We start from the raw sequence: 16,811 nt of genomic DNA, 5'->3' as shown, positions 1-16,811 counted from the left end.
GAACCCGTCGCCGTAGTCGGCATGGGCTGCCGCTTCCCCGGCGGCGCCACCACGCCCGAGGCGCTGTGGGAGCTCGTCGCCGGCGAACGGGACGGCATCACGCCCGTGCCCGAGGACCGCGGCTGGGACCTGAGCGCCCTCGGCGACACCATCGCCGCCGGCGGATTCCTCCACGACGCGCCCCTGTTCGACCCGGACCTCTTCGGCATCAGCCCGCGCGAGGCCCTCGCCATGGACCCGCAGCAGCGCCTGCTGCTGGAGACCTCCTGGGAAGCGCTGGAACGGGCCGGCCTCGACCCCACCTCGCTGCGCGGCTCCCGCACCGGCGTGTTCACCGGCGTCTCCGCCAACGGCTACGGCGGCCACCTCCACGAGGCCACCCCGGAGACCGAGGGCTATCTGCTCACCGGCAGCATCCCCAGCGTCGCCTCCGGCCGCGTCGCCTACGCCCTCGGCCTGGAAGGCCCCGCCGTCACCGTCGACACCGCCTGCTCCTCCGCGCTCGTCGCCCTGCACCTGGCCTGCCAGGCCCTGCGCTCCGGCGAATGCGACACGGCCCTCGCAGGTGGCGCCACCGTCATGGCCAACCCGGGCATGTTCCTGGAGTTCGCCCGCCAGGGCGGCCTCGCCGGCGACGGGCGCTGCAAGTCCTTCGCCGACGACGCCGACGGCACCGGCTGGTCCGAGGGCGCCGGCGTCCTCGTCCTCGAACGCCTCTCCGACGCCCAGCGACTCGGCCACCCGATCCTCGCCGTGATCCGCGGCTCCGCCGTCAACCAGGACGGCGCCTCCAACGGGCTCACCGCCCCCAACGGCCCCTCCCAGCAACGCGTCATCCGCCAGGCCCTGGACGCCGCCGCCCTCACCACCGCCGACGTCGACGCCGTCGAGGCGCACGGCACCGGCACCCGGCTCGGCGACCCCATCGAGGCCCAGGCCCTCATGGCCACCTACGGGCAGGACCGTACCGAACCCCTGTGGCTCGGCTCCGTGAAGTCCAACATCGGCCACACGCAGTCCGCCGCGGGCGTCGCCGGACTCATCAAGACCGTCATGTCGCTGCGGGCCGAACTCCTGCCCCGCTCCCTGCACTCCGAGACCCGCTCCACCCGGGTCGACTGGACCGAGGGCGACATCCGCCTGCTCACCGAGTCCCGCCCCTGGCCACGCGGCGAGCGCCCTCGCCGGGCCGGGGTCTCCGCCTTCGGCATCAGCGGCACCAACGCCCATGTCATCGTCGAGGAAGCCCCGACCCACGCCGACCCCGAGCCGCGCACGGTGACCGACCCGCCGGTCGTGCCCTGGGTGCTGTCGGCCCGCAGCCAGGACGCCCTGACCGGCCAGGCCGCCCGCCTCGCCGCCCACGACGCCGACCACACCGGGACGGGCCTGTCCCTCGTCACCGGCCGCGCCCGCCTCGACCACCGCGCCGTCGTCCTCGGCACCGGCCCCGACATGCTGCGCGAGCGCACCGCGGCCCTCGCCGTGGGCGACCCGTCCCCCGGGACGGTCAGAGGTACGGTCCTCGACGGCCGTACTGCATGGATGTTCACCGGCCAGGGCAGTCAACGCCCCGGCATGGGACGGGAGTTGTACGACGCCCACCCGGTGTTCGCGGCCGTCCTGGACGTCGTCTGCGAAACCCTCGACGCCGCCCTCGCGGGCGCACCCGGCTTCGAACTCCCCGTTCGCGACATCATGTTCGCCGCCGAAGGCACCCCCGAAGCCGCCCTCCTCGACCGCACCGGCTACGCCCAGACCGCCCTGTTCGCCCTCCAGACCGCCACCGCCGAACTGCTGCGCTCCTGGAACACCCGGCCCGACATCGTCCTGGGCCACTCCATCGGCGAATACGCCGCCGCCTACGTCGCCGGCGTGTTCGACCTCGCCGACGCGGCCCGCCTGGTCGCCGCCCGCGCCCGCGTCATGCAGGCCCTGCCCGAAGGCGGCGCCATGGCCGCCGTGGAGGCCGACGAGGCCGAGATCGCGGACCTGCTCGACGGCGCCGCGGTCACGATCGCCGCCGTCAACGGGCCCCGCGCGGTCGTCGTCTCCGGGACCGAGGACGCCGTCGAGGAGGTCATGGCCGCCGTCCGCGAGCTGGGCCGACGCGTCACCCGGCTGCGCGTCTCGCACGCGTTCCACTCACCCCACATGGCCTCCGCCGTCGCCGACTTCACCCGCGTCGCCGAGACCGTCACCTTCCACCCGCCGACGCTCGCCGCCGTCAGCACCGTGACCGGGACCCCCGTCACCGCCACCGACTGGGCCACCCCCGCCTACTGGGCCGGGCAGATCGTCCGCCCCGTCCGCTTCCACGACGCCCTCACCACCGCCACCGACCGGCAGGCCGCGAGCCGCCTGCTGGAGATCGGCCCCGACCCGGTCCTCACCGGCCTCGCCCGCACGGCCGGCGACACTCCCGCCGCGTCCGTCCTGCGCAAGGGCACACCGGAACCCGAGTCGCTGCTCACCGCACTGGCCGAGATGTACGTCCATGGGGCGGCCGTCGGCTGGGCCGCCCTGTTCGAAGGCACCGGCGCACGCCACGTAGACCTGCCCACCTACGCCTTCCACCACCGGCGGTTCTGGCTACGGCCCACCCGCACCGTCACCGACGTCGGCCGCCTCGGCCACCCCCTGCTCGGCGCCACCCTGCGCCCCGCGGGCACCGACACCGTCCTGCTCACCGCAGCCCTGTCGGCCGACGCCCACCCGTGGCTCGCCGAGCACAGGGTCGCCGGACGGGTCGTCGTTCCCGGCACCGCCCTCGTCGAACTCGCCGTGCAGGCAGGCGACCAGGCGGGCTGTGGCACCCTCACCGAACTCGCCCTGCACACCCCCCTCGTCCTGCCCGAGCACGGCACCGCACACCTCCAGATCGCCGTCGAACCCGCCGCGGCCGACGGCACCCGCGCCGTGCGCGTCCACGCCCGCCCCGACGGCGCACCCGCCGACGCGCCCTGGACGCTGCACGCGGCCGGCACCCTCGCCCCCGCAGGTCCCTCCCCTTCCTGGGACCTGCGGGCCTGGCCCCCCGCCGGAGCCGAACCACTCCCGCTGGAGGGCCTGTACGACCGGCTGGCCGCGTCCGGTCTCGCGTACGGCCCCGCGTTCCGCGGTCTCACCGCCGCCTGGCGGGACGGCGACGACCTCCTCGTCGAGGCCGCCCTGCCGGACGGCGCCGGGGACGCCACGGCCTTCGGTCTGCACCCGGCCCTGCTCGACGCCGCCCTGCACGCCCTCGCCCTGCCGCAGGACACCCCCGACCGGGCCCGGCTGCCGTTCCTGTGGAGCGGCCTCCGCCTGTACGCCGTCGGCGCCGCCACCCTTCGCGCCCGCCTCACCCGGCAGACCGACGACACCGTCACCCTGTACGCCGCCGACGAGACCGGCGCGCCCGTCGCCGACGTCGAGGGCCTCGTCCTGCGCCCGCTGACCGCCCTGAGCGACGACACCCCCCGCGCGGGCAGCCTCTTCCGGCTGGAGTGGGCTCCGGTCACCCTTCCGTCGTCCGACAGCGGGGAGGACACCGAACCCGCCCTGGCCGTACTCACCGACGACCCGTCCGCGTGGACCGCCGCCGACCCGGCGATCGTCCACGGCACCACCCTCGACGCCCTCGCCGCGACGAACCCGGCGACGGTCCTCCTCCCGGTCGGCTCCGGCATGACCACCGACGTCCACGCCCTTGCCGCCGATGTCCTGGCCGCCGTCCACGCATGGCTCGCCGATGACCGCTTCGCGCACGCCCGCCTGGTGCCGGTCACCACCCGAGCGGCCGGCGACGACGCCACCGACCCCGTGGCCGCGGCCGTGTGGGGCCTGCTGCGCACCGCAGCGGGCGAACACCCCGGCCGCTTCGCCGTCGCGGACACCGACGGCACCGGCGGGGCCCTGCGCACCCTCCGCGCCGCACTGAGCACCCTCGACGCCGACCAACTCGTGGTCCGTGGCGAGCAGGTCCTGCTGCCACGCGTCACCCGGACCGCCGAACCGGCCGCCACCGAGCCCGCCACGGCGGCCGATGACCCCAACACCGCGCCCGATGAGCCCACCCCCTGGCCGGAGACCGGAACCGTCCTCGTCACCGGAGGCACCGGCGGTCTGGGCGCGCTCCTCACCCGGCACCTGGTCGCCGAACACGGCGTGCGCGACCTGCTGCTCATGTCCCGTCGTGGCCCCGAAGCGCCGGGAGCCGAGGACCTCGTCGCCGAACTCACCGCGGCCGGGGCCCGCGCCCGGGTCGTGGCCTGCGACGCCGCCGACCGGAGCGCGCTCGCCGCCGCCCTGGACGACGTACGGCTCAGCGGAGTGATCCACGCGGCCGGAGTGCTCGACGACGGTCTGCTCACCGACCTCACCTCCGACCGGCTCACCCGCGTACTCGCCGCCAAGGCGACCGCCGCCCTGAACCTGCACGAACTGACGGCCCATCAGGGCCTGCACGCCTTCGTGCTGTTCTCCTCCGTCGCCGGCATCTTCGGCAACCCTGGCCAGGCCGCCTACGCCGCCGCCAACACCGTGCTGGACGCCCTCGCCACCGCCCGCCGGGCCCAGGGCCTGCCCGCACTGTCCCTGGCATGGGGCATGTGGGAGACGGCTGACGGCATGGGCGGCCGCACGGCCGAGGCGGACGTCGCACGCCTGCGCCGCCACGGCTTCCCGCCCCTGCCCACAGACGAGGCCCTCGCCCTCTTCGACACCGCGCTGCGCACCGGGCACCCGCTCGCGCTGCCCTTCGCGCTCGACACCACGGCCCTCGCCGCACACCGCGACACCGCCCCCGCGGTCCTGCACGGCCTGCTGCCCACCGCCCGCCGCCAGGCCGCCGTCGGCACCGACACGGGCAACGCCCTCGCCCGCCGCCTGCTCACCCTGCCCGGCGACGAACAGCACCGACTGCTGCTCGACCTCGTCCGGACGGCGGTCGCCGGAGTCCTCGGCCACACCGGCACGGCAGCCGTCGAACCCACCCGCGCTTTCCAGGACCTCGGCTTCGACTCCCTGACCGCCGTCGACCTGCGCAACCGCCTCAAGACCGTCACCGGACTCCAACTCCCCGCCACCCTCGTCTTCGACCACCCCAGCCCGCTCGCCCTCACCACTCAACTCCGCACCGAACTCCTCGGCGCGGCGGACCTCCCGGCCACCGCCGCCCGCACCACGGTCGGCGCCGACGAGCCGATCGCGATCGTGGGGATGGGGTGTCGCTTTCCCGGCGGGGTGGACTCGCCGGAGACACTCTGGGACCTGGTGGCGTCCGGCGGCGACGGCGTCTCGGGCTTCCCGACGGACCGCGGCTGGAACCTGACCGCCCTGCACGGCGACGGCCCCGGCAGTTCCGCCACACGCGAGGGCGGCTTTCTGCACGACGGCGCCGAGTTCGACGCGGAGCTGTTCGGGATCTCGCCGCGTGAGGCGCTGGCGATGGATCCGCAGCAGCGGCTGTTGCTGGAGACGTCGTGGGAGGCGTTGGAGCGGGCGGGGGTTGATCCGCTGTCGTTGCGGGGCTCGCGCACGGGCGTGTTCGCGGGCCTGATGTACCACGACTACCACGCTCGCCTGCACACCGTGCCCAGCGAGGTCGAGGGTCTGCTGGCCAACGGCAACGCGGGCAGTGTTTTCTCCGGGCGTGTCTCCTACGTGTTCGGGTTCGAGGGCCCGGCGGTGACGGTGGACACGGCGTGTTCGTCGTCGCTGGTGGCGTTGCATCTGGCGTGTCAGTCGCTCAGGTCGGGGGAGTGCGACACGGCGCTGGCGGGTGGTGTGACGGTCATGGCCTCGCCGGCCACGTTTGTGGAGTTCTCCCGGCAGGGCGGGCTGGCGTCGGACGGCCGGTGCAAGGCGTTCGCGGAGTCGGCGGATGGTACGGGGTGGTCGGAGGGTGCGGGTGTGCTGGTGCTGATGCGGCTGAGTGAGGCGCGTCGGCGGGGGCGGCCGGTGCTCGCGGTGGTGCGGGGTACGGCCGTCAACCAGGATGGTGCGTCCAACGGTCTCACCGCGCCCAATGGTCCGTCGCAGCAGCGGGTGATTCGCCAGGCTCTCGCGAACGCCGGTGTCTCACCGGCCGAGGTCGACGTGGTCGAGGCGCACGGTACCGGTACCCGGCTCGGCGATCCCATCGAGGCCCAGGCCCTCCTCGCCACCTACGGCCAGGACCGCGACGAGCCGGTGTGGTTGGGCGCCGTGAAGTCCAACATTGGGCACACACAGGCGGCCGCGGGTGCGGCAGGCGTCATCAAGATGGTGATGGCGCTGCGTGCCGAACGCCTGCCGCGCACCCTGCACGCCGAGGAGCCGTCCTCCCACGTGGACTGGGATTCGGGTGCGGTGCGGCTGCTGACCGAGGAGCGGGCCTGGCGCCAGGGCGGGCGTCCGCGTCGGGCGGGTGTGTCGTCGTTCGGCATCAGCGGCACCAACGCCCACGTCGTCATCGAAGAGGCCCCAGCCGCAGCCCCGCGTCCCGCGGCCTCGCCCCGACCGGAGCACCCGCTGCCGACGGTGCCGTGGGTGGTCTCGGCCCGCTCGGCCGAGGCACTGCGCGCCCAACTCGCCCAACTGGCCCCCATGGCCACTGACCCGCAGGACGTCGGCCTGTCCCTCGCCACGACACGGGCGGTGCTGGAACACCGTGCCGTCCTGCTCGGCCCCGACCTGGACGCCCTGCGCGCGCAGCTCGCCGAGCCCGGCATCACCGGGTCCGTCACCGACGGCCGTACGGCATGGATGTTCACGGGCCAGGGCAGCCAACGGGTGGGCATGGGACGAGAGCTGTACGACACCCATCCCACGTTCGCTGCCGCGCTGGACGAGGCGTGCGGGCTGCTGGACTCACGGCTCGGTTTCGACCGGCCCCTCAAGGACGCCTTGTTCGCGGACGACGCCGGTCTGCTGGACAGCACCGGATACGCGCAGCCGGCGCTGTTCGCGTTGCAGGTGGCGCTCGTAGCGTTGCTGCGGTCCTGGGGGATGGCCCCGGAGGCCGTACTGGGCCACTCGGTGGGCGAGTTCGCCGCCGCGTACACGGCCGGAGTCTTCGAACTGCCCGACGCGGTACGGCTGGTCGCGGCCCGCGCCCGCCTGATGCAGGCGCTGCCCGAGGGCGGCGCCATGGCCGCCGTGGAGGCTACCGAGGCAGACCTGGCCGGTCGGCTTCCGGACGGCGCGGTGCTCGCGGCCGTCAACGGGCCCATGTCAGTGGTCGTCTCGGGCACCGGGACCGCCGTGGACGCGGTGGTCGAGCAGGCCCGCGAGGAAGGCCGCCGGGCGACCCGTCTGCGTGTGTCGCACGCGTTCCACTCGCCGCTGATGGAGCCCGTCCTCGCCGAGTTCACCGAGGTCGCGGCCGAGATCACCTACCGCACGCCGCAGGTCTCCGCCGTCAGCAGCGTGACCGGCGCCCCGCTGGGCGAGGGCGAGTGGACGACCCCTGCCTACTGGGCCGAGCAGATCGTCCGCCCCGTCCGCTTCCACGACGCCTTCACCGCGGCCCGTGCCCAGGGCGCCGGCCGCTTCCTGGAGATCGGCCCCGACCCCGTCCTGACCGCGCTCGCCGGTGACGTACCCGCCGCGGCGACCCTGCGCCGGGACCGCCCCGAAGCGGAGACCCTGCTGCGGGCCGTCGGCGAGCTCTTCGTCCGCGGCACCCCGGTCGACTGGGCCGCCGTCTTCGCCGGCACGGGCGCGCGTGAGGTACCCCTGCCGACGTACGCCTTCCAACGCCGCCGCTACTGGCTCGACGCGCCGCGCGCCACCGTGGCCGCCGGTGACCTCGGCCTCGGCCTCACCGGACACCCGCTGCTCGGCGCCGCCGTGCCCGTCGCCGGATCGGACACCGTCCTGCTCACGGCCCGGCTGTCCACCGCCGACCAGCCCTGGCTCGCCGACCACGCCGTGGCGGGCTCGGTCATCCTGCCGGGCACCGCCCTGCTCGAACTGACGCTGGCCGCCGGCGAACGCGTCGGACTCGACCGCGTCGACGAACTCACTCTCCACGCCCCGCTCGTCCTCCCCGACGCGAACGCGATACAGATCCAGCTCGGCGTCGAGGCCCCCGGCACCGACGGCCGCCGACAGCTGTACGTCTACGGCCGCCCCGAAACCGCCACCGACGCCCCCTGGACGGTGCACGCCTCCGGCGTCCTGGCCGCGAGCGAGCCCTCGGACGAGGTGTGGGACCTGCGGGCCTGGCCCCCCGAGGGCGCCGAGCCCGTCGAACTGGACGGCCTGTACGAGAGGTTGGGAACGGCCGGACTGTCGTACGGCCCGGCGTTCCGCGGCCTGGAACAGGTCTGGCGCGCCGGCGACGACTGGTTCGTCCAGGCCGCGCTGCCCGAATCCTTGGCGGGTGGCGCAGACGGATTCGGAGTCCACCCCGCCCTGCTGGATGCCGTCCTGCACACGCTGGGGCTGTGGGAGCGCGAGGACGCGGGCGCGCTGCTGCCGTTCCTGTGGTCCGGCGTCGAGCTGTCGGCCGTCGGCGCCGACGCCCTCCGCGTTCGGATCTCACGCCACGGCGACGACACCGTCACGCTGCACGTGGCCGACCCGACCGGCGAACCGGTTGCCCGCGCCGACGGCCTGACCCTGCGGCCACTGTCGCCCGGCGCGCTCACCACCGCCGACAGTGCCGTCCGTGACAGCCTGTTCCGCGTCGACTGGCGGCCCCTGCCCAATACGGGGACGGCCGCGACGACTGCGACGACCGCGACCTGGACGGTGCTCGGCGACCCCGAGCCCCTGCCCGATTCCCCCGCCCGCGTCCACGCCGACCTCGACGCCCTCACCTCGGCACTCGACGCCGGGGACACGGCGCCGCACACGGTCTTCGCCCCCGTCGCCACGAACGACCGCTCCCTCACCGACGTGGCCTCCGCCACCCTCGCGCTCGTCCAGGGCTGGCTCGCCGAACCCCGCCTCGCGGGCTCCCACCTGGTGTTCGTCACTTCCCGAGCTGTCAGCGACGATGTCACCGACCTCGCCGGCGCGACCGTCTGGGGCCTGGTCCGCTCGGCGTCCGGTGAGAACCCGGGCCGCTTCCGGCTCGCGGACCTCGACGGTTCGCCGGAGTCCTACCGGGCCCTGGCCGACTGCCCCGACCTGCCCGAACTGCTCGTCCGCCAGGGCGTTGTCCGTGTCCCGCGCCTCGTCCGGGCGGTCACCGACGACGTGCTGCTGCCGCCCGCCGGTTCGAGCGACGGGTGGCGGATGGACGTCGTCGCCCAGGGGCGCCTCAACGGCGTCGCACTCGTTCCGGAGGACCGACGGCCCCTGGAATCCGGCGAGGTACGGGTCGCGGTGCGGGCAGCGGGGGTGAACTTCCGTGACGTACTGAACGTCCTCGGGATGTATCCGGGTGACCCCGGACGGCTCGGGCACGAGGGTGCCGGTGTGGTCGTCGAGGTCGGTGCGGAGGTGACCGGCCTGGCGGTCGGTGACCGGGTGATGGGTCTGCTGGACGGGGCGTTCGGCCCGCTGGCCGTCACCGATGCCCGGTTGCTGGCGCGGGTGCCGGACGGTTGGTCGTTCGAGCAGGCGGCGTCCGTGCCGATCGTGTTCCTGACCGCGTACTACGCCCTGGTGGACCTGGCCGGGCTGCGGGCGGGGGAGTCGGTGCTGATTCACGCCGCGGCCGGTGGTGTCGGCGTGGCCGCTGTGCAACTGGCCCAGCACCTGGGCGGCGAGGTCCACGCGACGGCGAGTGAGCCGAAGTGGCCGGTCGTGCGTGAGTTGGGGGTGGCGCAGGAGCGGATCGCCTCGTCCCGTACGACGGAGTTCGAGGAGCGGTTCCGGCCGGGCGTGGATGTGGTGTTGGACTCGCTGGCCGGTGAGTTCGTGGACGCCTCACTGCGGCTGGTGCGGCCCGGTGGCCGCTTCGTGGAGATGGGCAAGACCGATATTCGCGATGCGAAGCAGGTGCGGGCGGAGTACGGAGTGTCGTACCGCTCCTTCGATCTGATGGACGCCGGTCCGGACCGGATCGCCGAGATGTTCGCGGCGCTGCTGGAACTGTTCGAGCAGGGCGCCCTGCGGCCCGCCCCGGTCACCGCGTACGGGATCTCCCGGGCGCCGGAGGCGCTGCGCTTGCTGGGGCAGGCCAAGCACGTCGGCAAGGTCGTCCTTTCGGTGCCGTCGCCGTGGGGTGGCGAGGGGGCGGTGTTGATCACGGGCGGGACGGGTGGTCTGGGTGCGGAAGTCGCCCGGCATCTGGTCACCGCTCATGGGGTGCGGGACCTGCTGCTGGTGTCCCGGCGCGGGCCCGAGGCCCCTGGCGCCTCCGAACTCACCACAGAACTTGAGAAGTTGGGCGCTCGTGTGTCGGTGGCCGCTTGCGATGCGGCTGATCGTGAGGCGCTGGCCGCCGTTCTCGACGGGGTCGAGCTGACTGGCGTGGTGCACGCGGCCGGTCTGCTCGACGACGGCCTCGTCACCGACCTCACCCCGGAGCGGCTGGCTCGCGTCCTGGCCGCCAAGGCGGACTCGGCCCGGCATCTGCACGAACTGACGCGTCGACGGCGGCTGTCCGCGTTCGTGCTGTTCTCGTCGTTCGCCGGCGTGGTCGGCAACCCGGGCCAGGCGGCCTACGCCGCCGCGAACAACGCCCTGGACGCCCTCGCGGCAGCCCGCCGCGCCGAGGGACTGCCCGCGGTGTCGCTGGCCTGGGGCATGTGGGCGAACGCCGGCGGCATGGGCGGGACGCTGGAGGCGGCCGAGCTGGAACGCATGGCCCGGCAGGGCTACCCCCCGCTGGAGACGGGCCACGGCCTGGCCCTGCTCGACGCCGCGCTGCTGCTCGACGAACCGACTGCCGTCCCCGTCGCCCTGCGCATACCCGCGCTCGCCGAGGCCGGTCACCACACCCTGCCCGGTGTCCTGCACGATCTGGTCCCCGCCGCCCGGCGCCGCCGCGATGCCCGCCGCCCGCTCGGCACCGGAGACGGCGAACTCGCCGACCGGCTGCGCGGGTTGCGGCCCGACGAGCGGGAACGCCTGCTGCTCGACACGGTGCGCGCCCAGGTCGCGGCGGTCCTCGGACACGCCTCGCCCGCACAGATCGACCCGGACCGCGCCTTCAAGGACCTCGGCTTCGACTCCCTCACCGCCGTCGACCTGCGCAACCGGCTGCGCACGGCCACCGGCATCGCCCTGCCCGCCACCCTCGTCTTCGACCACCCCACGCCCAGCGCCCTCGTCGCGCACCTCCGGACCCACCTGCTGGGCGACGACGACCCGACCGAGCCGGTCGGCACGATCCGTTCCGCCGCGCACGCCGACGCCGACGACTCCATCGCGATCGTGGGCCTCGGCTGCCGGTTCCCGGGCGGCACGGACTCGCCCGAGGCCCTGTGGGACCTGGTCGTCACCGGCAAGGACGCGATCACTCCGATCCCGTCCGACCGCGGCTGGGACACCCGTGCCCTCGACGGCATCGCGGCCGTCGGCGGCTTCGTCGCGGACGCCGGGGACTTCGATGCCGAGCTGTTCGGTATCTCCCCGCGCGAGGCCCTCGCGATGGATCCGCAGCAGCGGCTGCTGCTGGAGACCGCGTGGGAGGCGCTGGAGCGTGCGGGCATCGACCCGACCTCGCTGCGCGGTACGGCGACCGGTGTGTACGCGGGTGTCTCCGCCAACGGCTACGGCGGCCACCTCCACGAGACGACCGCCGAGACCGAGGGCTACCTGCTCACCGGCAGCACCCCCAGCGTCGCCTCCGGCCGTCTGTCGTACCTGCTCGGCCTGGAGGGCCCGGCCGTCTCCGTGGACACCGCCTGCTCCTCCGCGCTCGTTGCCCTGCACCTGGCCTGCCAGGCGCTGCGCTCCGGCGAGTGCGACATGGCTCTGGCCGGCGGCGCCACCGTCATGGCCAACCCGGGCATGTTCCTGGAGTTCGCCCGCCAGGGCGGCCTCGCCGGCGACGGGCGCTGCAAGTCCTTCGCCGACGACGCCGACGGCACCGGCTGGTCCGAAGGCGCGGGCATCGTCGTCGTCGAACGCCTCTCCGACGCGCTCCGGCGCGGTCACCCCGTTCTGGCGGTGGTGCGCGGCAGCGCGATCAATCAGGACGGCGCGTCCAACGGGCTCACCGCCCCGAACGGTCCGTCGCAACAGCGGGTGATCCGGCAGGCACTGGCGAACGCCGGACTGTCACCGGCTGACGTCGATGCCGTCGAGGCGCACGGCACCGGCACCCGACTCGGCGATCCGATCGAGGCACAGGCACTGCTCGCGACGTACGGACAGGCCAGGAGCGACGAGGATCCCCTGTGGCTCGGCTCGATCAAGTCGAACATCAGCCACCCGCAGGCCGCGGCCGGAGTGGCGAGCGTGGTGAAGATGGTGATGGCGCTGCGGGAGGAGACCCTGCCGCGCACGCTGCACGCCGAGGAGCCCTCGACACACGTCGACTGGGCTTCCGGGGCCGTACGGCTGCTGACGCGGGAGCGGGCCTGGCCGCGTGGTGACCGGCGGCGTCGGGCGGGTGTGTCGTCCTTCGGTATCAGCGGCACGAACGCCCACGTCATCCTCGAAGAGGCCCCGGCCGTCCAGGAGGCGGAGCAGCGCACGGTGACGGCTCCGCCGGTCGTCCCGTGGCCCGTGTCCGGCCGTGGCGCCAAGGCCCTGCGCGACCAGCTCGCGCGCCTCTCGCAGGACCTCGACGCAGGCGAACTCGACCCGGTGGACGTCGGGCTGTCGCTGGCCACGACCCGCGCCGCCCTGGAACACCGAGCGGTGGTCCTCGGGCGTGACGCCGGCGCGCTGCGGTCAGGGCTCGACGGGCCCGCCGTGACGGGCATCGTCACCGAGGGCCGTACAGCGTGGATGTTCACGGGTCAGGGCAGCCAGCGGCTCGGCATGGGACGTGAACTGCACGGCACCTACCCGCAGTTCGCCCGCGCCTTCGACGAGACCGTCGCGCTGCTGGAGGTCGAGCTGTCCGGTGCGGAGGGCTTCCCGCTCCCGCTGCGCGACGTGCTGTTCGCGGACGAGGGCTCCGAGGCCGCCGCTCTCCTCGACCGCACCGGTTACGCGCAGGCGGCCCTGTTCGCGGTCCAGGTCGCGTCGGTGGAGTTGCTGCGTGCGTGGGGTGTGGCGCCGGATGTGGTGCTGGGGCATTCGGTCGGTGAGTTCGCCGCCGCGTACACGGCCGGTGTCTTCGAACTGCCGGACGCGGTGCGGTTGGTGGCGGCTCGCGCACGCCTGATGCAGGGGCTGCCCGAGGGCGGCACGATGGCCGCAGTCGAGGCCGACGAGGCGGAGATCGCCGACCTGCTGACCACGGGAGATGTGTCGATCGCCGTCGTCAATGGCCCGGCAGCCGTGGTGGTGTCGGGTAGCGAGGAAGGCGTCGAGCGGGTCATGGCGGGTGTGCGTGAACGCGGTCGCCGGGTCACCCGCCTGCGCGTGTCGCACGCCTTCCACTCGCCGCTCATGGAGCCGATGCTCGACGAGTTCGCCGCCATCGCCGAGCAGATCGACTACGGCACCCCGCGATGCACGGCCCTCAGCACCGTCAGCGGTGCGCCGCTCGCCGACGGCGACTGGACGAGCGCCGGGTACTGGGTGCGTCAGATCCGGGAGCCGGTCCGGTTCCGCGAGGCCGTAACCGAGGCGGTCACGGCCGAAGGCGCCGTCCGGCTGCTGGAAATCGGCCCCGATCCGGTACTGAGCAGCCTGGTCGGAGCCGGAGCCGGAGCCGGAGCCGGAGCCGGAGCCGGAGCCGGAGCCGGAGCCGGAGCCGGAGCCGGGGGCTCGGCGGTGTCCGTGCTACGCAAGGGCAGGCCCGAGGCCGAGACGTTCCTCGGCGCCGTGGCCGAACTGTTCGTCCGGGGCGCCGACGTCGACTGGGCCGCCGTCCTCGCCGGATCCGGAGCCCGCAACGTCCCGCTGCCGACGTACGCCTTCCAGCGGCAGCGGTACTGGCTGCGACCCAGCCGCTCCAACGCCGCCGCCGACAGCCTCGGCCTCGGCAACCCCGGGCATCCGCTGCTCGGCGCGGCGCTGCCCGTCGCCGGGTCGGACACCCTGCTGCTCACCTCACGACTGTCCGCCGACAGCCACCCCTGGCTGGCCGAGCACGTGGTCGGCGGACGTGTCGTCGTCCCCGGCACGGCTCTGCTCGAACTCGCCGTCCAGGCCGGTGACCGGGTCGACCGCGACCATGTCGCCGACCTCACCCTGCACGCTCCGCTCGTCCTCGCCGAGGGCGGCGCCGCACAGGTACAGATCTCCGTGGAATCGCCCGAGGCCGACGAGACCCGCGCCCTGCGCATCCACGCCCGCCCCGAACACGCAACCGCCGACACGCCCTGGACCCTGCACGCCACCGCCACCCTCGCCACCCAACAGGCCGAGCCCGACTGGGACCTGCGCGCATGGCCGCCGGCCGACGCCGAACCGCTGCCGCTGGACGGCCTCCACGAGCGGCTGGCCACGGCCGGACTCGACTACGGCCCCACCTTCCGCGGACTGAGCCGCGCCTGGCGGCAGGGCGACGACCTCTACGCCGAGGCCGTACTGCCCGAGCCCGGCGCCACCGAGGCCACCGCGTACGCGGTGCATCCGGCGCTGCTGGACAGCGTCCTGCACGCGCTCGCCCTGCGCGCCGGGGGCGAGGACGACGGCGAGGCACTGCTGCCGTTCCTGTGGTCGGGCGTGTCCATCACGGCCGCCGGTGCCACGACCCTGCGCGCCCACCTCCACCCGACCGGCGACGGCGAAGTGGCCCTGCGCGTCGCCGACGCCGTCGGCACCCCCGTGGCCGCCGTCCGCTCCCTGCTGCTGCGCCCGGTGTCCGCCGCCGACCTGCGCACGCCGGCCGACGGCGGACACCTGTACCGCCTGGCCTGGGCACCCGCGGCCCACACTCCGCACATCGACGAACTCGCCCTCGGACAACGCCGGGTACTGCTCTCACCGGACGCACGCGCCGAGGAACCGTGGACCGCCGCCGGCGTCCCGATCACCCGGCACCACGACCTCGACGCCCTCATCGACGCCATCGACACGGGCGCAGAGGCGCCCGACGTGGTGATCGTTCCGGTATCGGGCATCGAGCGCGACGGCACCGACGGCACCGCGTCCCGGCCGGAGATCACCATCAACTCTGGTGAAGTCCTCAGCCCGATTGCTGGTCTCCTGGGGACCATGCGGACCTGCCTGGCGGACGAGCGCCTGACCGGAACGCGTCTGGTCGTCACGACCCATGACGCGGTCCCGGCCGGAGCCGCCCCGAGCCCGCACGGCACCGACCTGACCGGCGCCGGCGCCTGGGGTCTGGTCCGGTCCGCGATCAGCGAGCACCCCGACCGGTTCCTCCTGGCCGACCTGGACGGCGACCCCACCTCCCACCGAACCCTCGCCCACCACCTCGCCCACGGCGAGGAACCCCAACTCGCCATCCGTGAAGGGAAGATCTGGTTCCCGTACCTGACACCGATGGCCAACGACGGGCAGGTGCCGTCGCCGTGGAGTGGCGAGGGCACGGTGCTGATCACGGGCGGGACGGGTGGTCTGGGCGCGGAAGTCGCCCGGCACCTGGTCACCCGGCACGGGGTACGGGACTTGCTGCTCGTCTCCCGGCGCGGGGCCGGGGCTCCGGGTGCTGCCGAACTCGCTGCGGAACTTGAGGAGTTGGGTGCCCGTGTTCATGTGCGGGCGTGCGATGTCTCCGACCGTGCGGCACTGGCTGCCGTACTGGACGGAGTCGATCTGTCGGGTGTGGTGCATGCGGCGGGCGTGCTCGATGACGGTCTGATCGCCGACCTCACCGAGGAGCGGTTGGCCGGAGTGCTGAGGGCGAAGGCGGAATCGGCTCTGCTTCTGCATGAGTTGACGGTTGACCGTGACCTGTCCGCCTTCGTTCTCTTCTCCTCGTTCGCGGGTGTGGTGGGCAACGTCGGTCAGGCCGCCTACTCCGCCGCGAACAACATCCTCGACGCCCTCGCGGCCACCCGCCGTGCCCAGGGTCTGCCGGGCGTATCGCTGGCCTGGGGCATGTGGGCGCACGAGGACGGGATGGGCGGAACCCTGGGCGAGGCCGACGTGGAGTGGCTCGCTCGGCAGGGATTCCCGACCCTGGAGACGGGTGAGGGGCTGGCCCTGCTCGATGCCGCGCTTGCTGTCGACGAGCCGAACGCCGTCCCCGTCGCCTTGCGCATCTCTGCGCTGGCGAGCGGTCAAGTACCGTTCGTGCTACGGGACCTGGTGCCGACGACTGGACGGCGTTGGGAGGCGGCCTCTTCGGGCGGTGCCGCCGACAGCAGCGGCCTCGTGGAGCGACTGCGTGGGCTGGGCCCGGTCGAACGGGACCGCATGGTGCTGGACGCGGTGCTGGCCGAGGTGGCCGGCGTGCTGGGGCATGCCTCGGCCGGATCGGTCGATGCGTCACGGGCGTTCAAGGAGCTGGGTTTCGACTCGCTCACGGCCGTCGATCTCCGTAACCGCCTGAAGACCGTGACCGGGTTGCAGCTGCCCGCCACCCTCATCTTCGACCACCCGACCGTGGCAGATCTCGCCGCCCGTCTGTGCACGGAGTTCGCCCGTGCCGAGGGTGGCGCCGCGCCGAGCCTGTCCGATCTGGACCGGCTGGAGGCGGCCGTTCTCGCGATGGCCGAACAGGACGGAACGGTGCGCAAGGAACTGCGCGACCGACTGCGGGCCATGACGGCGCGCCTCGACGACGAACCGAGCACAGCAGGAACCGAGCAGGACAACGACGACATCGACTCCGCCTCGCTGGACTCGATGTTCGCGATCATCGATCGGGAACTCAAGGGCTGACGCCGGGCCTTGGCGTGCCCCTCAGGTGA

Annotated in this window: 1 pseudogene; it reads left to right on the top strand. The window is 73.9% G+C overall.

The annotated features are described in order from the left end of the window. A pseudogene (locus tag FPZ41_RS07845) lies at positions 1-16,782 on the top strand (SDR family NAD(P)-dependent oxidoreductase); the annotation flags it as partial. Positions 16,783-16,811 lie beyond the last annotated feature (29 nt).

Origin of the sequence: Streptomyces acidicola, from assembly GCF_009377235.1 — a bacterium.
In the GTDB taxonomy this organism is placed as follows: domain Bacteria; phylum Actinomycetota; class Actinomycetes; order Streptomycetales; family Streptomycetaceae; genus Streptomyces; species Streptomyces acidicola.
This window is presented reverse-complemented; position numbering and strand designations above follow the sequence as displayed.